This window comes from Paraburkholderia lebeckiae, from assembly GCF_050436225.1.
Classification (GTDB): Bacteria; Pseudomonadota; Gammaproteobacteria; order Burkholderiales; family Burkholderiaceae; genus Paraburkholderia; species Paraburkholderia tuberum.
This window is the reverse complement of the sequence record NZ_JBNDLU010000002.1, coordinates 2,567,618-2,592,287: the sequence shown is the minus strand read 5'-3', so window position 1 is coordinate 2,592,287 and position 24,670 is coordinate 2,567,618. Positions and strand designations below refer to the sequence as shown.

The window sequence follows — 24,670 nt, the reverse complement described above, 5'->3', positions numbered from 1 at the left end:
TAATGGGTGGGGGATCGGAATCAGGAGCCGTGGAAGATTGCCGGCGCTTCGGCAGGCGACACGGGCACCGGCGTCGCCGGTACGAAGCTGCCCGCTGCCGGAATCGCAGGCTGCGCCGGCAGCCAGGCCGCAGCCGGCGCGGAGGCAGCCGGCGCGGCGCTCGCCGCCGCGGCAGCGCTGGCGCCGTGCTCGCGCGCATTCACGAACCGGTCGATGCCCTTGATCTCGTTGCGAGCCGATGGCGGCGCGCTGACGACGCTGGGGCGACGCTTGCGTTCGCTCGCGGCGAGCCGCTCCTTCGTTTCTTCGGGCAGTTGTTGGTACGCTTTCCACGCGTTCTGGCGCGCTTCACGCGGCAACTCCTTCGAAACCTGGTAGTTTTCGCGCGCGACGCGGCGCTGATCGGGCGTCATGCGCACCCATTCACTCATGCGCTCATGCAGACGCTTTTGGGCATCCGGCGACATCTTTGCGTATCGCGACGCAATCTTGATCCACTTTCGCTTGCGTTCGTCGCTAAACGAATCCCACTGCGATGCGAATGGGGCCAGCGCGGCGTGGTCGGCGGCGCTCAGGCGTGACCACGCGAGGGGGCTGTTGCTGCCCGGCAGGCCGGGCAATTCGACGGAAAGTGCGGGGGCGGGCGCGGGCGCGGCGACGTTGACGCCGGGCGACGGATTGCCCGCCGACGATGGGCTCGGGTGAAAGCGCGGATAGGTCGCGACAAACGACACCAGGGCGGCGATCGTGCATCCGAAAACAACGGCCAGGCCGCGCTTGTAACTCACCCGAGGAATCTCCCGCTCAGTGGGCGCGTGAAAGATACGCGTTGAAGCCGTGGTCGAGATAGGCATTGAGCGGCAGGTCGTCGCTTAGCATGGCGGCATCGATATCGGCAAGTTCGGCGGTGCGCTGCTGATCTTCCCAGTACGCGATGCCGATCAGGCTCACGACCAGCGCGGCCAGCGGCCACGCGAGCGCGAAGCGGCGCAGCGGCCAGCGGCGGCGCGGCTCGAAGCCTCCCTGCGGTAGCTCCGCCATCCCGGCCGGCATGCCGGCGAACGCAGGCACGAACACCGGCGCGCTGACGGCTTCGGGCTTTTTGCGCGCCAACGCGGCACGACGCGCGGCAGCGAGCCGGTCGACGGTGGCGGGAGGGAGGCTGGCGGTGTTTTCGTCGAGAGCGCGGCGCAGTTGACGCGCAAACTCGAGTTCTGTGTTTTCAAGGGAGCTCATAGCGTGATTCCTTTCGCCTTGAGCGCTTGCGCCAGCGTGTGAGTGGCCCGGGAGCAGTGCGTTTTCACGCTGCCTTCGGAGCAGCCCATTGCGGCGGCAGTCTCGGCGACATCCATATCCTCCCAATAACGCATGAGAAACGCCTCCCGTTGACGTGCCGGTAATTTCTGGATCTCGTCGTCGATCGACTGAAGGACCTGCTCTCGTTCGAGCTTCTGTTCGTTGCTCTCGGCGCCAGCCGAACCCGCCTCGGCCTCCAGGGTTTCCAGCGGATCGAACTCGTCGTCGTCGGCATTGCCGAGCGACGAGAATAGACTAACCCAGGTGTTGCGTACTTTGGCACGGCGGAAATAGTCGTGAGTCGCATTCTGCAGAATACGCTGAAACAGCAGTGGTAGCTCGGCCGCCGGGCGGTCGCCGTATTTCTCGGCGAGCTTGATCATCGCGTCTTGCACGATGTCGAGGGACGCATCGTCGTCCCGCACGGCGTAGACCGTCTGCTTGAATGCGCGCCTTTCGACGCCCGCCAGAAAATCGGCGAGTTCCTTGTCTGATGCCATCCGGTTGGGGTCGGCGCAGCAAGCGTGCGCGTAATCGTCGAAAAATGTCGTAAAACTCGCGGATGCTAACAAACTTTCGCTCCGATAGGGGTGAAACCTGCTCAAGCTTGCATTTGCATGACAGCTGACATTCCGTCCGATCGCGCGCTCCTATGCGCGAGCCAATGGCAATATTTTCTTGACCGCGAACGCGTCTGAAGCTATCGTCGCTGGTTCGCAACATAAGTGAGTTGTCTCAATTGAGGTGTGGCCCAAGAAGCCTGCCTGTCAACTGGACGCGCCGCTTGAACCCGAGCCACAAGCCCGGCAGAGAGCACCCGATCAATTTTTTGCCGAAAATTCGAAAGGTGAATCAATGAATATGCCCAGCGCGGAATTCTCCACGTCGGATACGACCCCCCATCACGAAGCAGACTCTATCGGCGCCACCGTGCTCATGAAGGCACTGGCCGACGAAGACGTCGAGTTCATCTGGGGCTATCCCGGCGGCTCGGTACTCTACATTTACGACGAGCTGTACAAACAGGACAAGTTCCAGCATGTGCTCGTGCGCCACGAGCAGGCCGCCGTGCATGCCGCGGACGCCTACGCGCGCTCCACCGGCAAGGTCGGCGTGTGTCTCGTGACCTCCGGCCCCGGCGTCACCAACGCGGTGACCGGCATCGCGACCGCCTATATGGATTCGATCCCGTTGGTCGTGATCAGCGGCCAGGTGCCGACTGCCGCGATCGGTCAGGATGCATTCCAGGAATGCGACACGGTCGGCAATCACCCGTCCCTGCGTGAAACACAACTTCCTCGTGAAGGACGTGCGCGATCTCGCCGCCACGGTCAAGAAAGCTTTCTACATCGCCCGTACCGGCCGTCCCGGCCCGGTGCTGATCGACATTCCGAAGGACGTGTCGAAGACCCCGTGCCAATACGAGCCGATCAAGAGCGTTTCGCTGCGCTCATACAACCCGGTAACGAAGGGCCACTCCGGTCAGATCCGCAAGGCGGTGTCGCTGCTGCTGTCGGCGAAGCGTCCGTATATCTACACCGGCGGCGGCATCGTGCTCGCGGATGCGTCGCGTGAATTGAACCAGTTCGCCGATCTGCTCGGCTATCCGGTCACCAATACGCTAATGGGTCTGGGCGGCTACCGCTCGAGCGACAAGAAATTCCTCGGCATGCTCGGCATGCACGGCACGTACGAAGCCAATATGGCGATGCAGCACTGCGACGTGCTGATCGCGATCGGCGCGCGCTTCGACGACCGCGTGATCGGCGATCCGAATCACTTCGCGTCGCGGCCGCGCAAGATCATCCACATCGACATCGATCCCTCTTCCATTTCCAAGCGCGTCAAGGTCGACATTCCGATCGTCGGCGACGTGAAGGAAGTGCTGAAGGAACTGATCGAGCAGTTGCAGACGGCCGAGCATGGCCCCGACGCCGCGGCGCTCGCCGACTGGTGGAAGGACATCGAAGGCTGGCGCGCGAAAGATTGCCTGAAGTTCGACCGCAAGAGCGACATCATCAAGCCGCAGTACGTGGTCGAAAAGGCGTGGGAGCTGACCGACGGCAACGCGTTCGTGTGCTCCGACGTTGGCCAGCACCAGATGTGGGCCGCGCAGTTCTACAAGTTCAACAAGCCGCGTCGCTGGATCAACTCCGGTGGCCTCGGCACGATGGGCTTCGGCTTACCGGCGGCGATGGGCGTGAAGATGGCACATCCGGACGACGACGTGCTGTGCATCACGGGCGAAGGCTCAATCCAGATGTGCATCCAGGAGCTGTCGACCTGCAAGCAGTACGAGCTGCCGATCAAGATTATTTCGCTGAATAACCGCTATCTGGGCATGGTGCGCCAGTGGCAGCAGATCGAATACAGCAAACGCTATTCGCATTCGTACATGGATGCGCTGCCGGACTTCGTGAAGCTCGCCGAAGCGTACGGACACGTGGGCATGCGCATCGAGCGCACGGCCGATGTGGAACCGGCGCTGAAGGAAGCGCTGCGCCTGAAGGATCGCACGGTGTTTCTCGACTTCCAGACCGATCCGACCGAAAACGTCTGGCCGATGGTTCAGGCCGGCAAGGGCATCACCGAGATGCTCATGGGTTCGGAAGATCTTTAACGACGGGGCGTCTGGATAAATCCAGCGCCGGCTTCGTATGCGCGCCTTCACAAAAGGCGAGGGCAGACGAAGCGGCGCCGCTCCGCTCGCAGACATCGACACAACATCTGGAAGAAGCGAAACATGAGACACATCATTTCCGTCCTGCTGGAAAACGAACCGGGCGCGCTGTCGCGCGTGGTGGGGCTGTTCTCAGCACGCGGCTACAACATTGAAACCTTGACGGTGGCTCCGACCGAAGACCGTTCGTTGTCGCGCATGACCATCGTCTCCGTTGGCTCGGACGACGTGATCGAACAGATCACGAAGCATCTGAACCGCCTGATCGAGGTGGTGAAAGTGGTCGACCTTACCGAGGGCGCCCACATCGAACGCGAGCTGATGCTGATCAAGGTGAGGGCGGTCGGCAAGGAACGTGAGGAGATGAAGCGGATGGCGGACATTTTCCGCGGCCGCATCATCGACGTCACTGAAAAGACCTACACGATCGAACTGACGGGGGCGAGCGACAAGCTCGACGCCTTCATCGAGGGGCTCGACTCCACGGCGATTCTCGAAACAGTCCGCACGGGCAGTTCGGGCATCGGTCGCGGCGAGCGCATTCTGAAGGTCTGACGTCGCGATCGCAAGGCCGGGCAACGCAGTATCGCCCAGCTGCCAACACCAACATTCGCAGTACCTGAATTTCTCTGAATCATCGAATCTAGCCAAGGAACCGACATGAAAGTTTTCTACGACAAGGACGCCGATCTTTCCCTCATCAAGGGCAAGCAGGTCACCATCATCGGCTATGGCTCGCAAGGCCATGCGCACGCGCTGAACCTGAAGGAAAGCGGCGTGAACATCACGGTCGGTCTGCGCAAGGGCGGCGCATCGTGGAGCAAGGCTGAAAACGCCGGCCTGCAAGTCAAGGAAGTCGCGGAAGCGGTGAAGGGCGCGGACGTCGTCATGATGCTGCTGCCGGACGAGCAGATCGCCGACGTGTACGCGAAGGAAGTCCACGCAAACATCAAGCAGGGCGCAGCGCTCGCGTTCGCGCACGGCTTCAACGTTCACTACGGCCAGGTGATCCCGCGTGCCGACCTCGACGTCATCATGATCGCGCCGAAGGCGCCGGGCCACACGGTTCGCGGCACCTACTCGCAAGGTGGCGGCGTGCCGCATCTGATCGCGGTTGCGCAGGACAAGTCGGGTGCGGCGCGCGACATCGCGCTGTCGTACGCAGCGGCTAACGGCGGCGGCCGTGCCGGCATCATCGAAACGAACTTCCGTGAAGAAACCGAAACCGACCTGTTCGGCGAGCAGGCTGTGCTGTGCGGCGGTACCGTCGACCTGATCAAGGCCGGCTTCGAAACGCTGGTCGAGGCGGGTTACGCGCCGGAAATGGCGTACTTCGAGTGCCTGCATGAACTGAAGCTGATCGTCGACCTGATCTACGAAGGCGGCATCGCGAACATGAACTACTCGATCTCGAACAACGCCGAGTACGGCGAGTACGTGACGGGTCCGCGCATCGTAACCGCTGAAACGAAGAAGGCGATGAAGGCCGTGCTGACCGACATCCAGACCGGCGAATACGCGAAGAGCTTCATCATTGAGAACAAGGCTGGCGCACCGACGCTGCAATCGCGTCGCCGTCTGACGGCCGAGCACCAGATCGAGCAGGTTGGCTCGAAGCTGCGCGCGATGATGCCTTGGATCGCGAAGAACAAGCTCGTCGACCAGTCGAAGAACTAGGCGTTTCGACGTAACGAGGCCCGGCGCGGCGCTTCGGCGCGGTGGCCCGGACCAGTCAAAAAGCCGTCCAAGGGTGCTGAACCCTGGGCGGCTTTTGCTATCCTACGGTTTTACAAAAACACAGAAGCCATCCATGAATTATCCTCATCCGATCATCGCGCGAGAAGGCTGGCCGTTCATCGCCATCGCGGCCGTCGTTGCATTACTGGTTCACGCCTTCGCGGGGTTCGGCTTTGCGTGGCTCTTCTGGCTGATCCTGATCTTCATCGTGCAGTTTTTCCGCGACCCGGCGCGTCCGATTCCGACGCAGGCCAACGCGGTGCTGTGTCCTGCCGACGGCCGTATCGTCGCGGTAGAAACCGCGCATGATCCTTATGCGAATCGCGAAGCGCTGAAGATCAGCGTGTTCATGAACGTATTCAACGTGCACTCGCAGCGCTCGCCGGTCGACGGCGCAATCTCGAAGGTCGAATACTTTCCAGGCGCGTATCTGAACGCGGCGGTCGATAAAGCCTCGCTCGAAAACGAGCGCAACGCGGTCGTGATCGAAATGGCCGGCGGCCAGACGGTCACGTCGGTGCAGATTGCCGGGCTGATCGCGCGGCGGATTCTTTGCTACGTCCGTGCAGGCGAGCCGCTGACCCGCGGCCAGCGTTACGGATTCATCCGCTTCGGTTCGCGCGTCGACGTGTATTTGCCGGTGGGCAGCCGTCCGCGCGTGTCGATCGGCGAGAAGGTGTCGGCGTCGTCCACGATCCTCGCCGAGCTGTAAAGCGGCATACAGGAGGTTGTCCGAATGGCCGCATTCAAACCGCGTCGACCCCGCAGCAGTGGACCGCTGCCGCGGCCGTTTCGTCGCAACAAGCCGCCGGTGGTCACGGAGTCGCCGGTCGCCGACAGCCGGCGCGCGCAGCGTCAGCAGTTCCTCAGAAAACGCGGCATCTACCTGCTGCCGAACGCGTTCACCACGGCCGCGCTGTTCTGCGGCTTCTTCGCCGTCGTGCAGGCGATGAACGTGCGCTTCGAGATCGCAGCGATCGCGATCTTCGTCGCGATGGTGCTCGATGGCATGGACGGCCGCGTCGCGCGCATGACGCATACGCAAAGCGCGTTCGGCGAGCAGTTCGATAGCCTGTCGGACATGGTGTCGTTCGGTGTTGCGCCCGCGCTCGTGATGTACGAGTGGATCCTGAAGGATCTCGGCCGTTGGGGCTGGCTCGCGGCGTTCGTCTATTGTTCCGGCGCGGCGCTACGGCTCGCGCGTTTCAACACGAATATCGGCGTGGTCGACAAGCGTTTCTTCCAGGGCATGCCGAGCCCGGCCGCGGCGGCACTGATCGCCGGTTTCGTGTGGCTCGCCACCGACAACCGCGTGCCGCTGAAGCTCGTCTGGCTGCCGTGGGTCGCCTTCGTGCTGACCATCTACGCGGGCGTAACGATGGTGTCGAACGCGCCGTTCTATAGCGGCAAGGCGCTCGACGTACGGCATCGCGTGCCGTTCGGCGTGATCCTGCTGGTGGTGGTCGCCTTCGTGCTCGTGTCGTCCGATCCGCCGCTGATGCTGTTCGGTCTGTTCGTGCTGTACGGTCTGTCCGGCTACGTGTTCTGGGCATATCAGGCGGTGCGCGGCCGGGCCAATCCGGCGCGTTCGATGTCGCACGACCGCTGAGGATTTGAAGCGCGCTGCATCGCAGCGATGTACGAAAAACGGCAGCCTACAGGCTGCCGTTTTTCGTTGGTTAGTCCCGTTACGAGGTCGCTTCGGACAGCGCCGCAGGCCGCTCCGGCGTGCATTGCGCGGTGGCTGGAATGCCGCTATAGTCGTCGGATCAGTGCGTGGGCGTGGCCGATTTTGCCGGGTCGGCGAGGCCGTTCGCTGCGCCGCGCCATCATGCTTCGTTCACGCCCTTATGCGATTTTGCGTTCCGTCCGCACTGGCCGCGATCATCGTGATCGCCCTACCTTGCCAGCGGCGGCGCCCATCGTCCCATTCCAAAACCAAGTCCCACATCTGAACGACTCCCGAGGAGGCCCGACATGTCCGACAAACTGATCATTTTCGACACCACGCTGCGTGACGGCGAGCAATCGCCCGGCGCGTCGATGACGAAGGAAGAGAAGATCCGCATCGCCAGGCAACTCGAACGGATGAAAGTCGACGTGATCGAAGCGGGCTTCGCGGCCAGCTCGAACGGCGACTTCGACGCGATCCATACGATCGCCGGCCTCGTGAAGGACAGCACGATCTGCTCGCTTGCGCGTGCGAACGACAAGGACATACAGAAGGCCGCCGACGCACTGAAGCCGGCCGATCATTTCCGCATCCACACGTTCATCGCGACGTCGCCACTGCACATGGAGAAGAAGCTGCGGATGACGCCCGAACAGGTATTCGAGCAAGCCAGGCTTGCGGTGCGTTTTGCGCGCAAGTTCACCGACGACGTCGAATTCTCGCCGGAAGACGGCAGCCGCTCGGATTTGGACTTCCTGTGCCGCGTGCTGGAAGCGGTGATCGCCGAGGGCGCTACCACGATCAACATCGCGGACACCGTCGGCTACGGCGTGCCGGAACTCTATGGCCAACTCGTGAAGACGCTGCGCGAGCGCATTCCCAACTCGCACAAGGCGGTGTTCTCCGTGCATTGCCACAATGACCTCGGCATGGCGGTCGCGAATTCGCTCGCCGGCGTGCAGATTGGCGGCGCGCGCCAGGTCGAATGCACGATCAACGGTCTCGGCGAGCGCGCGGGCAATACGTCGCTCGAAGAAATCGTGATGGCAGTGAAGACCCGCAAGGATTACTTCGGACTCGACGTCGGCCTCGACACGACTCAGATCGTGCCGGCCTCGAAGCTCGTGTCGCAGATCACTGGCTTCGTCGTGCAGCCGAACAAGGCCGTGGTCGGCGCGAACGCTTTCGCGCACGCGTCGGGCATCCATCAGGATGGCGTCCTGAAGGCGCGCGATACCTACGAAATCATGCGCGCGGAAGACGTGGGTTGGGCCGCGAACAAGATCGTGCTCGGCAAGCTGTCGGGCCGCAATGCGTTCAAACAGCGTCTGCAGGAGCTTGGCATCGCGCTCGACAGCGAAGCCGAACTGAACACCGCGTTCGCGCGCTTCAAGGAACTCGCCGATCGCAAGGCGGAGATCTTCGACGAAGACATCATCGCCATCGTCAACGAGGAATCGGCGGAAGCGCACGAGAAGGAGCACTACAAGTTTCTGTCGATGTCGCAGCATTCCGAAACCGGCGAGCAGCCGCACGCGAAGGTCGTGTTCTCGGTAGAGGGTAAAGAGATCACCGGCGAAGCGCGCGGCAACGGACCGGTCGACGCCACCCTCAACGCGATCGAAACGGAAGTGGGCAGCGGCTCCGAACTGCTGCTGTACTCGGTCAACGCGATCACGACAGGCACGCAGGCGCAGGGCGAAGTGACCGTGCGGTTGTCGAAGAGCGGGCGCATCGTCAACGGCACGGGCACTGATCCGGATATCGTCGCGGCATCCGCGAAGGCATATTTTTCGGCGCTCAACAAGCTGTATTCGAATGCGGACAAGGTGAATCCGCAGCGCTCGGAGTAACGCGAGCATGGCGCGCCGGTAGCGCGCGATCGCTTGTGTGGATCGGAGGAGAAGCCCCGTGGTGCGCGGCACACGGGTCTTTTTTCTGCCGTCATCGCGCAGTTGCGGCGGCGCGATATGACGAAACTACTCCGCCGTCGTGCGCCGCAGCGACCAGCCGCGCGTTGCGCGGGCCTGCTCGCGGACCTGAAATCTGACGTCGACGGTAATCCCACGGCGAGGCGCATCGGCGACGAACGCGTCCAGCAGTTCGCGCACGTCGTGATCGACGAAATCGGCGCGTGTCGCATCGACGATGACGGTGGCGCCATCCGGAATCTGCTGCAGATAGTGCTTGAGCGGCACCTTGCCGAGAAACGACACGTCCTTGCGAAACGACAGCAGGTAGTGATCGCCATGCTGCGCGAGCACGATCGGGCCGCGCAGGTTTGCGTACAGCGCGAACAGCATGCTGCACAGGATGCCGAGCACGATACCGATCAGCAGATCGGTGACGAGCACACCGACGACTGTGACGATAAATGGTGCGAACGGCGCGAATCCCTGCCGCGCGAGCCCGGCGAACAACGACGGCTTGGCGAGTTTGAACCCGGTGAAGATCAGGATCGCGGCAAGGCAGGCGAGCGGGATCAGGTTGATCACGCTCGTGAGCGCGAACACGCTAACGAGAAGCAACACGCCGTGAACGATCGCCGAGAGTCGGCTTTTTGCGCCGGCATGGACGTTCGCGGAGCTACGCACGATCACCGCGGTGATCGGCAGGCCGCCGATCGCACCCGCGATCAGATTGCCCACGCCCTGCGCCTTCAGCTCGCGATCGGGAGGCGCGCGGCGGCGCTCCGGATCGATTTGTTCGACCGCTTCGAGGCTCAGTAGCGTTTCGAGACTTGCGAGGATGGCGATCGTGATCGCAACGCGCCATATGTCGGGATTGATGAGCTGAGCGAACCGTGGGCCGAAGTCGGCCGACCCGAGCACGGCCTGCAGTGCCGCGAACGATTCCAGCGACGGCAACGCGACCCGCCCTTCGGCGGGCGGTGCCAACGATGGCGCGACGAGATTGAGGGTGAGCGTCGCGCCGATGCCGAGCAGCACCACCGCGAGCGGCGCGGGCATGATGCGCACGACAGCGAAGCGGCGCAGCGCGCGTGTTTCCCAGCCGGCGAGGATCGCGAGCGACAGCAGTGTGATCAGCGCGGCGGTCAGTGAGATTGGGCCGAGCGGCGTTGCGACCGCCGCCGCCGACTGGACGGAGTCGGCGGCGCCGGATAGCCCCAGCGCAACGGGAAACTGCTTGAGGATCAACAGCACGCCGATGGCGGCGAGCATCCCCTTGATTACCGGCGACGGCACGTAGGCGGCGAACCGGCCGGCCTTGAGCATGCCGAAGGCGAACTGGATGACGCCCGACAGCAGTACGGCCAGCAGGAAAGCGGAAAAGCCGCCAAGCCGTGCGATGCCGTCGACGACGATCACGACGAGGCCCGCGGCCGGCCCGCTCACGCTCAGACGCGAGCCGCTCAGCGCGGCAACCACGAGCCCGCCAATGATGCCGGACACCAGTCCGGCAAACGGGTCGACGCCCGATGCGTGAGCAATGCCGAGGCATAGCGGCAAGGCCACCAGAAAAACGGCCGTTCCGGCGAGCACGTCGCTCTGGAGCGCGGAAAAAGAGGTTTGATTATCCATGGTGTCGAAGAGCGAGAGGTGGGACGATGGGCGACGCGCTTCGCTAGGCCGCGCTGTGCGCGGCGGTCGTGCAGGTCATCGCGTCGTCGGCGGTATAGCCGGAGGTGAGAACCTTGATGCGCCCGTCGTCGAGCGCAAAGATCCAGCCGTGCACGAGCGGCGCCGGCTCAGCCTCGTGCACGATCGGGCTCGCCCGTAGCTGCCGCACCTGTTCGAGCACGTTCAGCTCGGCGAGGCGATTGACGCGATCCGGCTCGGTCGCCGCGCCGTCCAGCTCCGAGTGATGCGTTTTGGCGAGTGCGCAGAGCGGCGCGATACGGCGGTTCACATGGGGAAGCGCGGGGTCCGGCGGCAGCAGCGCGGCGCGCACGCCGCCGCAGCCATAGTGGCCGCAGACGATCACATGGCCGACCTTGAGCACCCGCACTGCGTATTCAAGGACGCTCGCGACGTTGTCGTCGCCGGGATGAAACAGGTTGGCGATGTTGCGATGGACGAACAGATCGCCGGGCTCGCAATGCGTGATCGTTTCGGCGGGCACGCGGCTGTCCGCGCAGCCGATCCACAGAATGTGCGGATTCTGTCCGCGCATCAGGTCGCGAAAAAATGCCGGATTACGCGTCGCGGTTTCATGGGCCCACGCGACGTTGGCGACCAGCAGGTGTTTGGGTCGGTTCATCGTAGCAACTCCGTATGAGAGGCAATTGAGCTGGCACCGGACCGAAAGCGTGTCTGCACGTGATTGCGAGCCGGTGCCCGAACGGTGTTTACAATAACCTTTCTTTCGCAAAATTATTGACGTAAGCAGGATAAAATTCTGTTTTATGCTTAAGCAATAAAAAAGCCGCCTATGGAAGGCGGCTTTTTTGAGATTTGGTGCTTCTTCCGAAGAGGGCGCTCAGTGCTCAGAACAGATTGCGGCGGTCAGGGTCGTGCAGCGGGTCGGGGGTCTTCTGCGTGAGGCGCAAGATGCCCTGGTCATCGAAGTAGAAGTTGTACAACATGTACCAGACGTTGTCTTCGAGATAGCGATAGGTCCAGACCTCGCGCCTCATCAACGGGAAGTACGACGTTTCGACCGGGCGGCCGAAGTTCACCAGCACGTCGCCGCGCGTCCATTTGCCGATCTCGGCGCGGTAGAACTCGTTGGGCTGCAGCACCTGGCGCATGTTGATGATCTTGCCGGCCGCGTCGATGTCGGCGGCGGTGGTGGTTTCGCCCATTGGTTGGGTCGGCCACATCAGACGCTTGCCGCCGTCGGGCAGATCATAGGTTTCGCGCGGCGGGCCGAGGCGCGTGATAACCGTCGATGCGTCCGCTCCCGGTTGATACTGCTGCCACGGCTGGGCGCAGCCGGCGAGCGCGAGCACGCTCAGGCAAACGAGCGCGGCGCGGCGCAGACTGGCGCCGGCCGGGGCTGTGATAGCAGCCGCCGTGGGGTTGTGGCGGTTCGGCATGTATTCCTCCGATGGCGTTTGAATAGCGGTTCTTATCATCGAAAACGCACTATTTTGACACGCGCTGTGGCGAAAGAACGGCGTTGCCTGAACATGCGTCGCCACCAAACGGTAACGGATGCGCCGGCTTGCCTATTCCGTGCGCGTCATCCTATGATCCGCGCTTCGAAGATTCAGGCGGGACGACCATGACGGCGATGTGGCGAGGGGCGGCGGCGGTTGCGCTGACGGCGATTTCGATGGCGGCGGCGGGAGTTGGCGTGGCTGAGGCGGCGAATCCGGCGTCGACGGGCGCGAGTCAGGCGTCCGCGCAGGGGACCGTTCCGGCCACCGGCAAGCCGGGGAGCCGCGCGGCCACGCTGGCGACAAGCCCGGCCGGTAATCACGCAAGCAAGTCCGCGAGCCTGCCGGCCGGCAAACTCACCGGCAAGCCAATCCAGCTCGCGCTGATCGAAGGCATGTCCGGCCCGTTCGCGAACGCGGGCGCGGCGGTCGAGCGCAATCTGCGTTTTGGTATCGAGCAGGTCAACGCTCACGGCGGCGTGGAGCTCGCGGACGGCGCGCATCCGTTCGAACTCGTCGTGCTCGACAGCAAGGGCAGCACGGAGGAAGCGCTGACGCAATTGCGCGCGGCCGCGGATCGCCATATCGGCTACATCCTGCAGGGCAATAGCTCGGCGGTCGCCGCGGCGCTGATCGGCGCGATCGAGAAGCAGAACAGTCGCGAGCCGGACAACCGCGAACTGTTCCTCAACTACTCCGCCGACGACCCCGCGCTCACCAACGCGGACTGCAGCTTCTGGCACTTCCGCTTCGACGCGCACGCCGGCATGCGGATGGCCGCGCTCGCCGAGGTGATCGAGCGCGACAAGGCGGTGAAAAAGGTGTACCTGCTGAACCAGGATTACAGCTTCGGACACGACGTGAGCAGCCACGCGCGTTCGACGCTCGCGGCGAAGCGTCCCGACATCGCGGTGGTCGGCGACGAATTTCACCCGATCGGCCGCGTGAAGGATTTCGCGCCGTACATCGCGAAGATCCGCGCGAGCGGCGCGGACGCCGTGATCACCGGCAACTGGGGCAACGACCTGACGCTGCTCGTGAAGGCGGCGCGCGAGCAGGGCCTCGACACGAAGTTCTACACGTTCTACGGCAACAGCCTCGGCGCGCCGGCCGCGCTTGGCGAAGCAGGCGTGGGTCGCGTGATCGCGGTGGCCGAGTGGCATCCGAATGTCGGTGGCGCGGCCTCCGACGCGTGGTATGCGGCATTCCGCGCGCGCTTTCCGGCCGCCCAGGACGACTATCCGGTGCTGCGCATGCCACTGATGATCGAAACGCTCGCCGTCGCGATGAGCCGCGCCGGCAGCGCCGATCCGACGGCGGTCGCGAAAGCGCTCGAGGGCATCCGCTTCGACAACGCTCTTCACGCATCGTGGATGCGCGCCGATGACCATCAGCTGATCCAACCCCTCTACGTGATGCAGATGGACAAAGCCGGCACACCCGGCGTGCATTTCGATAACGAAGGGTCGGGCTATGGCTTTCGCACGGTGCTGGCGCTACCAGCCGAGCGCACACTATTGCCGACGGTCTGCCGGATGCGGCGCCCCTGAGCGCCCGCGAGCGACACTCGATCCGCCTTGCTGGCACGGGGTTCGCGGCCGGAATCGGCTGTGCTACAATACGCGTCCCGTTGTTGGGCTGGGTTCTGATTCAGTTAATTCAGCCACGAACGGGACTCAGTAAATTGTGAAACGGGTATCCCACGGCACGGCCTTTCTTCCGTGACCGCCTGTCCAGTTATCAAGGAAATTGACATGTCCGCAGTTGAAGCAAGCAAGAAGTCCGAAGTCGTCGCGCAATTCGCACGCGCAGCCAACGACACCGGCTCCCCCGAAGTTCAGGTCGCGCTGCTCACGACCCGTATCAACGAACTGACCTCCCACTTCAAGGAGCACACGAAGGATCACCACAGCCGCCGTGGTCTGCTGCGCATGGTGAGCCGCCGTCGCAAGTTGCTCGACTACCTGAAGGGTAAGGACGCGGATCGTTACCGCAGCCTGATCGAGAAGCTGGGTCTGCGTAAGTAATCGGCCATTCGTTCAGCAAGATGCCTGTGTCAGTTTCGCTGATACAGGCATTTTGTTTTTGCGCGGCGCGCTTCGTGTAACGCGCACCGCCGGTGATCCTCGGCGTATGCCGGTTCGCGCGGCGTCTACGGGGAAGCGCAGTAGGAGTAGCAGAACAGCAGTAGAAGAAGCAGTAACAGGAAACAAGGCCGGGCTTCAGGGCGGAGTTTTGTGTCATTCCAGCGGTTCGCGCGCAGTCGCAGCACGTGACTCTCTGGAATGGCATAGCACGACTCTTCCCATGCGGCGCCGGCTTGGCGTTGCCGCGCCGCTCCGGTCCGCGCGGCATTACGATGAGGAAAAGCAATGACTATGTTCAATAAGATCGTCAAAGAGTTTAAGTGGGGGCAGCACAACGTTCGCCTCGAAACCGGTGAAGTCGCTCGCCAGGCGGGCGGCGCGGTGATCGTCGACGTCGAAGATACCGTGGTGCTCGCCACCGTGGTCGGCGCGAAGACCGCGAAGCCGGGCCAGGACTTCTTCCCGCTCACCGTCGATTACATCGAAAAGACCTACGCCGCCGGCAAGATCCCGGGCGGCTTCTTCCGCCGCGAAGGCCGTCCGTCGGAAGGCGAGACGCTGATCTCGCGCCTGATCGACCGTCCGCTGCGTCCGCTCTTCCCGGAAGGCTTCTACAACGAAGTGCAGGTCGTGATTCACGTGCTGTCGCTGAATCCGGAAATCCCCGCCGACATCCCTGCGCTGATCGGCGCCTCGGCGGCGCTCGCGGTGTCCGGTCTGCCGTTCAACGGCCCGGTCGGCGCGGCGCGCGTGGCCTACATCAACAACGAATACGTGCTGAACCCGACGCGTCCGCAGATGAAGGAATCGGCGCTCGACCTCGTCGTCGCCGGCACGGAACGCGCGGTGCTGATGGTCGAATCGGAAGCGCAGCAATTGAGCGAAGAAGTGATGCTCGGTGCCGTCGTGTTCGGTCATGAACAGATGCAGACCGCGATCGACGCGATCCACGAACTGGTCCGCGAAGGCGGCAAGCCCGAGTGGGACTGGCAGCCGGCCGCGAAGAACGAAGCGCTGATCGCGCGCGTGACCGAATTTGCGCAAGCCGAACTGCTCGCCGCGTACCAGATCCGCGACAAGCAGGCTCGCTCGACCAAGCTGAAGGAAGTCTACGCGGCGACCTCGGCAAGGCTCGAGGAAGAAGCGGCGGCAGCGGGCACCGTGGCGGCCGACAAGGCATCGGTCGGCAACGTGCTGTTCGACATCGAAGCGAAGATCGTCCGTACGCAGATCCTGAACGGCGAGCCGCGTATCGACGGGCGCGACACGCGCACCGTGCGTCCGATCGAAATCCGCACCGGCGTGCTGCCGCGTACCCACGGCTCGGCGCTGTTCACGCGCGGCGAGACGCAGGCGATGGTGGTCGCGACGCTCGGCACGAAGGGCGACGAGCAAAACATCGACGCGCTCGAAGGCGAGTATCGCGAACGCTTCATGCTCCACTACAACATGCCTCCGTTCGCGACCGGCGAAACAGGTCGCGTCGGTTCGCCGAAGCGCCGTGAAATCGGTCACGGCCGTCTCGCCAAGCGCGCGCTCGTCGCGTGCCTGCCGAGCGCCGACGAATTCGGCTACTCGATCCGCGTCGTGTCGGAAATCACCGAGTCGAACGGTTCGTCGTCGATGGCTTCGGTGTGCGGCGGCTGCCTCGCGCTGATGGACGCCGGCGTGCCGATGAAGGCGCACGTCGCCGGTATCGCGATGGGCCTGATCCTCGAAGGTAATCGCTTCGCGGTCTTGACCGACATTCTCGGCGACGAAGATCATCTCGGCGACATGGACTTCAAGGTCGCGGGTACGGAACAAGGCGTGACCGCGCTGCAGATGGACATCAAGATTCAGGGCATCACGAAGGAAATCATGCAGGTCGCGCTCGCGCAGGCGAAGGAAGGCCGCATGCACATCCTCGGCAAGATGACCTCGGCCGTGGCTGGCGCGAACACCCAACTGTCGGAGTTCGCACCGCGCATGATCACGATCAAGATCAACCCGGAAAAAATTCGCGACGTGATCGGCAAGGGCGGCTCGGTGATCCGCGCGCTCACCGAAGAAACCGGCACGACGATCGACATTTCCGACGACGGCGTCGTCACGATCGCGAGCACGAACAGCGAAGGCATGGCCGAAGCGAAGCGTCGTATCGAAGCGATCACGATGGAAGTCGAAGTGGGCCAGGTGTACGAAGGCACCGTGCTCAAGCTGCTCGACTTCGGCGCGATCGTGAACATCCTGCCGGGTAAGGATGGTCTGCTGCATATCTCCGAGATCGCGAACGAGCGCATCAAGGACATCAACGACTATCTGAAGGATGGCCAGCAGGTGAAGGTCAAGGTCATCCAGACGGACGAGAAGGGTCGTGTGCGTCTGTCGGCGAAGGCATTGCTGAACGACGCGGAGCAAGGCGAGCCGACGCCGCAGTAAGGCGGTAGCGGACAAACGGCCGGCCGTGTCATGCGCGCCGGCCGTTTTTCATGCAGGATGGATTGCGTTGCGCATTCGAATCGCAGCGCGGCGCTACGGCAGACGGCAGCAACGGGTAGGTAACGCAATCCAATCTTGGAGTTGACGCAGATGAAAGCGATCGAAATCACTGAATTCGGTGCGCCGGAAGTCCTCAAGCTGGCGGAGCGTCCGACGCCGCAGCTCAAGACTGGCGAGGTGCTGATCAAGGTGGCGGCATCCGGCATCAATCGTCCGGACGTGTTTCAGCGCAAGGGCGGCTATGCGCCGCCGCCGGGAGCGTCGGATCTGCCGGGGCTGGAGGTGGCGGGCGAGATCGTCGGTGGCACGATCGACGCGAAGAACAACCCGTTCGGTCTGAAGATCGGCGATCGCGTGTGTGCGCTGCTCGCGGGCGGCGGCTACGCGGAATTTGCGACTGCGCCACTGCTGCAATGCCTGCCCGTGCCGGCGGGGTTGTCGGATATCGAAGCGGCTTCGCTGCCTGAGACTTTTTTCACGGTGTGGAGCAACGTCTTCAATCGCGCGCAGCTCGGCCAGGGCGAGGGCGGTGCGAATGAAACGCTGCTCGTGCAGGGTGGTTCGAGCGGCATCGGCGTGACGGCGATCCAGATTGCGCATGCGCTCGGCTTCCGTGTGTTCGCGACCGCGGGCTCGGACGAAAAGTGCCGCGCGTGCGAAGCGCTCGGCGCCGAACGCGCGATCAACTACAGGACTGAAGATTTCGTCGAAGTCATCAAGTCGCTGACCAACGATCGCGGCGTGGACGTGATCCTCGACATGGTGGCAGGCAGCTACGTGCCGCGCGAATTGTCGGCTCTCGCCGACGGTGGCCGTATCGTACTAATTGCGCTGCTCGGCGGCGCGAAGGCGGAGCTGAACCTGAACGAAGTGTTGCGCCGCCGTCTGACGGTTACCGGTTCGACGCTGCGACCACGGCCGATCGAGTTCAAGGCGCAGATCGCCGCGCAACTGAAGGAGCGCGTGTGGCCGCATCTCGAAGCTGGGCGCATCAAGCCGGTCGTGCATCGCGTGTTTCCGGCCGCCCAGGCTGCCGACGCGCATGCGCTGATGGAAAGCGGCACGCACGTCGGCAAGATCGTGTTGACGTGGGGTCAGGAGGCTTGACATCATCGGTTTGACCCGATCCACCCCACGCAGTAAAATTGCGCGTTTTGCGCGCGCCGGATCAATCCGACGGGCGGGCCGCGAGCGCAGGAACAAACTGCAGCGAGGCGCGAGCGAAGTCCGCCGGCAGAGTAGGCCGGACTGGCAAGACAGGACAATACGAGACGATGTCGAATCAACAACGAGCCAAACTGGTAGTCGGTAACTGGAAGATGCATGGGCGGCTCGCCGCGAACGCCGCGTTGTTGCAGGCAGTGGCACAGGGCGCCAGTGAACTGCCGCCCGACGTGCGCGTCGGTGTGTGCGTGCCGAGCCTCTATCTCGGGCAGACTCAGTCGCTGCTCGAAGGCAGCCCGGTCGTGTGGGGCGTGCAGGACGTGTCCGCGTTCACGCATGGCGCCTATACCGGCGAAGTGGCTGCGCCGATGGTGACGGACTTCGGCGCCACGTTTGCGATCGTCGGGCACTCGGAGCGCCGCGCGTATCACCGCGAAAGCGCCGAACTGGTCGCGGTGAAAGCGCAGCGTGTGCTCGAGGCGGGTTTGACGCCGATCGTGTGCGTCGGCGAAACGCTCGAAGAACGCGAAGCTGGTTGGACCGAGCAGGTCGTCGGCGGTCAGCTCGACGAGGTGCTCGCGAAGCTGTCGGCTCAGGAAGCGGCTCGCCTCGTCGTCGCGTATGAGCCGGTGTGGGCAATTGGCACCGGCAAGAGCGCATCGGCGGCACAGGCGCAGGCCGTGCATGGATTCCTGCGCGCACGTCTCACGGCCAAGGGTGCGGCGGATGTGCCGTTGCTATACGGTGGCAGCGTTAAGCCGGACAACGCGGAAGAACTGTTCCGTCAGCTCGATATCGACGGCGGCCTGATCGGCGGCGCGTCGTTGAAAGATCAGGATTTCCTTGCGATCTGCAAGGCGGCCGCCGCGACCAGCGTGGCTGGTTAGGCTGGGCGTCGCGGCGAGGATGGCTCCATTTCGCGCAACACACAGTGTGCGGCGCGGTTAAATAAAGACTCAGGTGGGTGTGATGCTGTATTTGAAAACATTGATTATCGTCGTTCAGTTGTTGTCGGCGTTCGGGGTCATCGGACTTGTGTTGCTGCAGCACGGCAAAGGTGCCGATATGGGCGCGGCTTTCGGCAGCGGCGCGTCGGGTAGCTTGTTCGGTGCGACAGGTTCGGCGAACTTTCTGTCGCGTACCACGGCAGTGCTCGCAGCGCTGTTCTTTGCCACGACACTGGCACTCACTTACCTTGGTGCGTATCACGTGAAGCCGTCGGCAGGCGTGCTGGGCGCGGCAGCTACTGCGCCGGTCGCGGCTTCTGCGCCGGCTGCGGGCTCGGCCCCGGCGGCGGCAGCGCCTGCGTCGGTTCCGGCGACGGGTGTGCCGAAATAAATTTTCGGCGGACGTGGTCTTGTGCGTTGAACAATCCGCTTAAACAAGTTACAATTCAAAGCTTGAAGCGATTCGCGGGTTTTACAAGTTGTTTTCCCGGATTGCATATAGTGCCGACGTGGTGAAATTGGTAGACACGCTATCTTGAGGGGGTAGTGGCGAAAGCTGTGCGAGTTCGAGTCTCGCCGTCGGCACCAAATGTTATCTAAATGCCAGCCGTTTGCTTCGCTTCGGCTGGCATTTTCGCTTCTGGCGTATGGCCGTACGGCTTGCGTCATGCGCGTTGAGGAAGTGATTTCGCGTCAGGGGTGCTATGCTCCTGACGGCACTCAGAACCAACCGATTGAGGATTGTCTTGAACCTCGCAGCCTATTTCCCCGTATTGCTGTTCCTTATTGTGGGCACCGGTTTAGGCGTAGCACTGGTCAGTATTGGCAAGCTCCTCGGTCCCAACAAGCCCGACACCGAGAAAAACGCACCGTACGAGTGCGGCTTCGAAGCATTCGAAGATGCGCGCATGAAATTCGACGTGCGCTACTACCTCGTCGCCATTCTCTTCATCATTTTCGACCTTGAGACCGCGTTCCTGTTCCCGTGGGGCGTTGCGTTGCGTGACATCGGCTGGGCTGGGTTCACGGCGATGATGATTTTCCTGCTCGAATTCCTGCTTGGCTTTGCCTACATCTGGAAGAAGGGCGGCCTCGACTGGGAATGATGGATTAATCGCCGGTTTGCGTGGGTGGCCAGGCTTGCCGCCCCGTCTGGAGTGGAAAGCAAATGAGTATCGAAGGGGTCTTGAAAGAAGGGTTTGTCACCACTACGGCGGACAAACTGATCAACTGGACGCGCACCGGCTCGCTGTGGCCGATGACGTTCGGTCTTGCGTGCTGCGCGGTCGAGATGATGCATGCGGGCGCTGCCCGTTATGATCTCGACCGTTTCGGAGTGGTGTTTCGTCCGAGTCCGCGTCAGTCGGACGTGATGATCGTCGCCGGCACGCTGTGCAACAAGATGGCGCCCGCTCTGCGCAAGGTTTACGACCAGATGGCGGAGCCGCGGTGGGTGATCTCGATGGGCTCATGCGCGAACGGCGGTGGCTATTATCACTACTCGTACTCGGTGGTGCGCGGCTGCGACCGGATCGTCCCGGTCGACGTGTACGTGCCGGGTTGTCCGCCCACCGCGGAAGCGCTGGTATATGGCGTGATCCAGCTGCAAGCCAAGATTCGCCGCACCAACACCATCGCCCGTCAATAAGGCCAACGCCTCCCACAATATGGCAAGCAAACTCGAGACCCTGAAAGCGAACCTCGAGGCGGCCTTTGGCGGCCTCCTGTTGAGCCTGACCGAGTCGGTCGGTGAATTGACGATCGTCGTCAAGGCCGGCGACTACCTCAACGTGGCAAAGCGTCTGCGCGACGATCGCTCGCTCGGTTTCGAGCAGTGTGTCGACCTGTGCGGCGTCGATTATCAGACCTATGCCGAAGGGGCTTACGACGGCCCGCGTTTTGCGGCAGTGCTGCATCTGCTGTCGGTACAAAACAACTGGCGTCTGCGTCTGCGCGTGTTCGCGCCGGACGACGACATGCCGATCCTGCCGTCCGTCGTCGATATCTGGAATTCGGTCAACTGGTACGAGCGCGAAGCGTTCGACCTGTACGGCATCGTCTTCGAAGGTCACCCGGACCTGCGCCGCATTCTGACCGACTACGGTTTCATCGGTCATCCGTTCCGCAAGGATTTCCCGGTCTCCGGCTACGTCGAGATGCGTTACGACCCGGAAGAAAAGCGCGTCGTTTATCAGCCGGTGACGATCGAGCCGCGGGAAATCACGCCGCGCGTGATCCGCGAGGATCACTATGGCGGTCTGAAACACTAAGAGAACGTCATGGCAGAGATCAAAAACTACACGCTCAACTTTGGTCCGCAGCACCCGGCAGCGCACGGTGTGTTGCGTCTCGTGCTCGAACTCGACGGCGAAGTGATCCAACGCGCCGATCCGCACATCGGTCTGCTGCATCGCGCGACTGAAAAGCTCGCCGAAAGCAAGACGTTCATCCAGTCGGTGCCGTACATGGACCGTCTCGACTACGTGTCGATGATGGCCAACGAGCACGGCTACGTGCTCGCCATTGAAAAGCTGCTCGGCATCGACGTGCCGCTGCGCGCGCAATACATTCGTGTGCTGTTCGACGAAGTCACGCGCGTGTTGAATCACCTGATGTGGATTGGCTCGCACGCGCTCGACGTCGGTGCGATGGCGGTGTTCCTGTATGCGTTCCGCGAGCGCGAAGACCTGATGGACGTGTACGAGGCGGTGTCGGGCGCGCGCATGCACGCGGCCTACTATCGTCCGGGCGGCGTCTATCGCGATCTGCCTGACGCAATGCCGCAATACAAGGCGTCGAAGATTCGCAATGCGAAGGCGTTGTCGAAGATGAACGAAAACCGTCAGGGTTCGCTGCTCGACTTCATCGACGACTTCTTTACGCGCTTCCCGAAGTGCGTCGACGAATACGAAACGCTGCTCACCGACAACCGGATCTGGAAGCAGCGTCTGGTTGGTATCGGCGTGGTCAGCCCGGAGCGCGCGCTGCAGCTCGGCATGACCGGCGCGATGCTGCGTGGCTCGGGCATCGAGTGGGATCTGCGCAAGAAGCAGCCATATGAGGTTTATGACAAGCTCGACTTCGACATTCCGGTCGGCGTGAATGGCGACTGCTATGACCGCTATCTGGTGCGCGTCGAAGAAATGCGCCAGTCCACGCGTATCGCGAAACAGTGCATTGAGTGGCTGCGCAAAAATCGGGGCCCGGTGATGACGGACAATCACAAGGTTGCGCCGCCGTCGCGCGTCGGCATGAAGTCGAACATGGAAGATCTGATCCACCACTTCAAGCTGTTCACCGAAGGCTTCCATGTGCCCGAAGGCGAGGCGTACGCCGCAGTCGAACATCCGAAGGGCGAGTTCGGCATCTATCTGATCTCGGACGGCGCCAACAAGCCGTATCGTTTGAAGATCCGCGCCCCGGGCTATGCGCACCTGTCCGCGCTCGACGAAATGGCGCGCGGCCACATGATCGCCGACGCCGTGACGATCATCGGCACGCAGGACATCGTGTTCGGCGAAGTGGATCGCTAGGATGTATTCATCGACGCGCGTCTGCGGTCGTCGCACCGCCACGCGGGTCAAGCAAAGGAACGCCGGGTCTGTCGCAGTATGACTTGAGCGACAGGTTTTCGTTCGGTAGGAATTGAAAGAGTCGTGTCTGAAAATGATCTCAGCTGAAGGCCTGAAAGAAATCGATCGTGCGGTCGCAAAGTACCCCGCGGATCAGAAACAGTCCGCCGTGATGTCGGCGTTGGCCACTGCTCAAACGGAGCATGGCTGGCTGTCGCCCGAACTCATGCAGTTCGTCGCGGATTATCTCGGCATGCCGGCAATCGCCGTGCAGGAGGTAGCGACCTTCTACACGATGTATGAGACCTCGCGAGTCGGCAAGTTCAAGATCACGCTCTGTACGAACCTGCCGTGCCAGCTCGGCCCGGACGGCGGTTCCGAAAGCGCCGCTGAATACCTGAAGCAGAAGCTCGGCATCGACTTCGGCGAAACCACGCCCGATGGCAAATTCACGCTGAAAGAGGGTGAGTGCATGGGTTCGTGCGGCGACGCGCCGGTGATGCTGGTGAACAACCAACGCATGTGCAGCTTCATGAGCCGCGAGAAGATCGACCAGCTGCTCGAGGAACTTTCGAAATGACGTCTTTACACGATCGTCACATCAAACCGCTGATTCTCGCCGGATTGAACGGCGACAACTGGCATCTCGAAGACTATGTGGCTCGCGGCGGTTACGCCCAGTTGCGCCGCATCCTGGAAGAAAAGATCGCGCCCGAGCAGGTGATCGCCGACGTCAAGGCGTCGGGTCTGCGCGGCCGCGGCGGCGCGGGCTTCCCGACTGGTCTGAAGTGGAGCTTCATGCCGCGTCAGTTCCCGGGCCAGAAGTACCTCGTCTGTAATTCGGACGAGGGCGAGCCGGGTACGTTCAAGGACCGCGACATTCTGCGCTTCAATCCGCATTCGCTGATCGAAGGTATGGTGATCGGCGCGTACGCGATGGGCATCACGGTCGGCTACAACTATATTCACGGCGAAATCTGGGAAGTCTATAAGCGCTTCGAAGAAGCGTTGGAAGAAGCTCGCCGCGCCGACTTCCTCGGCGACAACATCATGGGCTCTGGCTTCTCGTTTCAGCTACATGCGCATCACGGTTACGGCGCGTACATCTGTGGCGAAGAAACCGCGCTGCTCGAATCGATCGAGGGCAAGAAGGGTCAGCCGCGCTTCAAGCCGCCATTCCCAGCGAGCTTTGGCGTGTACGGCAAGCCGACCACGATCAACAACACCGAAACGTTCGCGGCGGTGCCGTTCCTGCTCGCCATCGGCCCGCAGAATTACCTTGAAATCGGCAAGCCGAACAACGGCGGCACGAAGATTTTCTCGGTGTCGGGTGACGTCGAGCGTCCGGGAAATTACGAAATTCCGCTCGGCACGCCGTTCGCGACGCTGATGGAACTCGCCGGCGGCATGCGCGGCGGCAAGAAGATCAAGGCTGTGATTCCTGGCGGTTCGTCGGCGCCGGTGATTCCGGGCGAGATGATGATGCAGACCGACATGGACTACGACTCGATCGCGAAGGCCGGCTCGATGCTCGGCTCGGGCGCGGTGATCGTGATGGACGAGACGCGCTGCATGGTGCGCTCGCTGCTGCGCCTGTCCTACTTCTATTACGAAGAGTCGTGCGGTCAATGCACGCCTTGCCGTGAAGGCACGGGCTGGCTGTATCGCGTCGTGCATCGTATCGAGCATGGTCTCGGTCGCCAGGAAGATCTGGATCTGCTGAACTCCGTCGCGGAAAACATCATGGGCCGCACGATCTGCGCGCTAGGCGATGCGGCCGCTATGCCGGTTCGGGGCATGCTCAAGCACTACTGGGACGAATTCGAATATCACGTCGCCCACAAGCATTGCCTTGTCGGCGGTCATGCCAGCACGGCGGCGCCCGAAACAGTGGCTGCGTGACGGTGGCTGCCTGAGCCGGCCCGACAGGTTCGGCTGACGGATAACTACCAGACGAACACCTCAACCGCAG

The 24,670-nt window shown here is 62.5% G+C and carries 23 protein-coding genes, 1 tRNA gene and 1 pseudogene; 19 read left to right on the top strand and 6 right to left on the bottom strand.

Going from position 1 to position 24,670, the window contains the following annotated elements; all coding sequences use genetic code 11:
* Positions 1–20 precede the first annotated feature (20 nt).
* From OKW45_RS26530 to OKW45_RS26520, 3 genes are read right to left on the bottom strand one after another with little or no spacing between them, the layout of a single operon-like run.
* Entirely contained in the window at positions 21–788 is a 768-nt protein-coding gene (locus tag OKW45_RS26530) for a DUF3106 domain-containing protein (protein ID WP_429472021.1), read from the bottom strand.
* A 16-nt stretch (positions 789–804) separates the two neighbouring features.
* Positions 805–1,236 carry a DUF3619 family protein gene (locus OKW45_RS26525; RefSeq protein WP_018419997.1) on the bottom strand — a complete coding sequence of 144 codons (432 nt, stop codon included), beginning with the start codon at positions 1,234–1,236 and terminating at the stop codon, positions 805–807.
* Positions 1,233–1,796, bottom strand: a complete 564-nt coding sequence (locus OKW45_RS26520) for an RNA polymerase sigma factor (protein ID WP_018419998.1) — start codon at positions 1,794–1,796, stop codon at positions 1,233–1,235. The genes OKW45_RS26525 and OKW45_RS26520 overlap by 4 nt, the downstream gene beginning before the upstream one ends.
* Positions 1,797–2,151: 355 nt before the next feature.
* Between OKW45_RS26520 and OKW45_RS26515 the strand changes: the two are divergent.
* From OKW45_RS26515 to OKW45_RS26490, 6 genes and pseudogenes are all read left to right on the top strand, one after another.
* Positions 2,152–3,916, top strand: a pseudogene (locus tag OKW45_RS26515) (acetolactate synthase 3 catalytic subunit).
* 123 nt (positions 3,917–4,039) lie between these two features.
* Positions 4,040–4,531, top strand: coding sequence for an acetolactate synthase small subunit (ilvN, locus tag OKW45_RS26510; RefSeq protein WP_018420000.1), 492 nt, complete (start codon positions 4,040–4,042; stop codon positions 4,529–4,531).
* 105 nt (positions 4,532–4,636) lie between these two features.
* Positions 4,637–5,653: a ketol-acid reductoisomerase gene (gene ilvC / locus OKW45_RS26505; RefSeq protein WP_008920617.1), complete on the top strand. Its 1,017-nt coding sequence runs from the start codon at positions 4,637–4,639 to the stop codon at positions 5,651–5,653.
* Between the two features lie 133 nt (positions 5,654–5,786).
* Complete coding sequence (locus tag OKW45_RS26500; protein WP_018420001.1) at positions 5,787–6,425, top strand: phosphatidylserine decarboxylase; 639 nt, start codon at positions 5,787–5,789, stop codon at positions 6,423–6,425.
* Positions 6,426–6,449: 24 nt separating this feature from the next.
* On the top strand, positions 6,450–7,322 hold the full coding sequence (gene pssA, locus OKW45_RS26495; RefSeq protein ID WP_018420002.1) for a CDP-diacylglycerol--serine O-phosphatidyltransferase: 873 nt from the start codon (positions 6,450–6,452) through the stop codon (positions 7,320–7,322).
* Between the two features lie 368 nt (positions 7,323–7,690).
* Complete coding sequence (locus OKW45_RS26490) at positions 7,691–9,238, top strand: 2-isopropylmalate synthase (RefSeq protein WP_018420003.1); 1,548 nt, start codon at positions 7,691–7,693, stop codon at positions 9,236–9,238.
* Between the two features lie 126 nt (positions 9,239–9,364).
* Here OKW45_RS26490 and OKW45_RS26485 read toward each other — a convergent pair whose 3' ends face one another.
* The 3 genes from OKW45_RS26485 to OKW45_RS26475 all read right to left on the bottom strand — a co-directional run bounded on the left by OKW45_RS26485 (position 9,365) and on the right by OKW45_RS26475 (position 12,384).
* Entirely contained in the window at positions 9,365–10,927 is a 1,563-nt protein-coding gene (locus OKW45_RS26485) for a SulP family inorganic anion transporter (RefSeq protein WP_429472020.1), read from the bottom strand.
* Positions 10,928–10,970: 43 nt separating this feature from the next.
* Entirely contained in the window at positions 10,971–11,606 is a 636-nt protein-coding gene (locus OKW45_RS26480; RefSeq protein ID WP_018420005.1) for a carbonic anhydrase, read from the bottom strand.
* A gap of 226 nt (positions 11,607–11,832) precedes the next feature.
* Positions 11,833–12,384 (bottom strand): hypothetical protein, encoded by a 552-nt coding sequence (locus OKW45_RS26475; RefSeq protein WP_429472017.1) that lies wholly within the window; start codon positions 12,382–12,384, stop codon positions 11,833–11,835.
* Between the two features lie 188 nt (positions 12,385–12,572).
* Here OKW45_RS26475 and OKW45_RS26470 point away from each other — a divergent pair, with 188 nt between their 5' ends.
* From OKW45_RS26470 to nuoF, 13 genes are all read left to right on the top strand, one after another.
* Positions 12,573–13,997 (top strand): branched-chain amino acid ABC transporter substrate-binding protein, encoded by a 1,425-nt coding sequence (locus OKW45_RS26470; protein WP_429472015.1) that lies wholly within the window; start codon positions 12,573–12,575, stop codon positions 13,995–13,997.
* A gap of 204 nt (positions 13,998–14,201) precedes the next feature.
* Entirely contained in the window at positions 14,202–14,474 is a 273-nt protein-coding gene (rpsO, locus tag OKW45_RS26465; protein WP_008920609.1) for a 30S ribosomal protein S15, read from the top strand.
* Positions 14,475–14,819: 345 nt separating this feature from the next.
* Complete coding sequence (pnp, locus tag OKW45_RS26460; protein ID WP_429472012.1) at positions 14,820–16,955, top strand: polyribonucleotide nucleotidyltransferase; 2,136 nt, start codon at positions 14,820–14,822, stop codon at positions 16,953–16,955.
* 150 nt (positions 16,956–17,105) lie between these two features.
* Positions 17,106–18,122: an NAD(P)H-quinone oxidoreductase gene (locus OKW45_RS26455; protein ID WP_429472011.1), complete on the top strand. Its 1,017-nt coding sequence runs from the start codon at positions 17,106–17,108 to the stop codon at positions 18,120–18,122.
* A 167-nt stretch (positions 18,123–18,289) separates the two neighbouring features.
* A complete protein-coding gene (gene tpiA, locus OKW45_RS26450; RefSeq protein WP_429472009.1) occupies positions 18,290–19,066 on the top strand; it encodes a triose-phosphate isomerase in 777 nt (258 codons plus the stop codon).
* A gap of 82 nt (positions 19,067–19,148) precedes the next feature.
* Positions 19,149–19,517 (top strand): preprotein translocase subunit SecG, encoded by a 369-nt coding sequence (gene secG, locus OKW45_RS26445; RefSeq protein WP_429473365.1) that lies wholly within the window; start codon positions 19,149–19,151, stop codon positions 19,515–19,517.
* A gap of 112 nt (positions 19,518–19,629) precedes the next feature.
* A tRNA-Leu gene (locus OKW45_RS26440) sits at positions 19,630–19,714 on the top strand.
* A 158-nt stretch (positions 19,715–19,872) separates the two neighbouring features.
* Positions 19,873–20,232: an NADH-quinone oxidoreductase subunit A gene (locus OKW45_RS26435; protein ID WP_018420012.1), complete on the top strand. Its 360-nt coding sequence runs from the start codon at positions 19,873–19,875 to the stop codon at positions 20,230–20,232.
* A 62-nt stretch (positions 20,233–20,294) separates the two neighbouring features.
* Positions 20,295–20,774: a NuoB/complex I 20 kDa subunit family protein gene (locus OKW45_RS26430; RefSeq protein ID WP_006052903.1), complete on the top strand. Its 480-nt coding sequence runs from the start codon at positions 20,295–20,297 to the stop codon at positions 20,772–20,774.
* A gap of 19 nt (positions 20,775–20,793) precedes the next feature.
* Positions 20,794–21,396: an NADH-quinone oxidoreductase subunit C gene (locus OKW45_RS26425; protein WP_018420013.1), complete on the top strand. Its 603-nt coding sequence runs from the start codon at positions 20,794–20,796 to the stop codon at positions 21,394–21,396.
* A gap of 9 nt (positions 21,397–21,405) precedes the next feature.
* A complete protein-coding gene (locus OKW45_RS26420) occupies positions 21,406–22,659 on the top strand; it encodes an NADH-quinone oxidoreductase subunit D (protein ID WP_018420014.1) in 1,254 nt (417 codons plus the stop codon).
* 133 nt (positions 22,660–22,792) lie between these two features.
* Entirely contained in the window at positions 22,793–23,278 is a 486-nt protein-coding gene (gene nuoE, locus OKW45_RS26415; RefSeq protein ID WP_018420015.1) for an NADH-quinone oxidoreductase subunit NuoE, read from the top strand.
* Complete coding sequence (nuoF, locus tag OKW45_RS26410) at positions 23,275–24,600, top strand: NADH-quinone oxidoreductase subunit NuoF (protein ID WP_429472006.1); 1,326 nt, start codon at positions 23,275–23,277, stop codon at positions 24,598–24,600. The genes nuoE and nuoF overlap by 4 nt, the downstream gene beginning before the upstream one ends.
* The last annotated feature ends 70 nt before the right edge of the window (positions 24,601–24,670 follow it).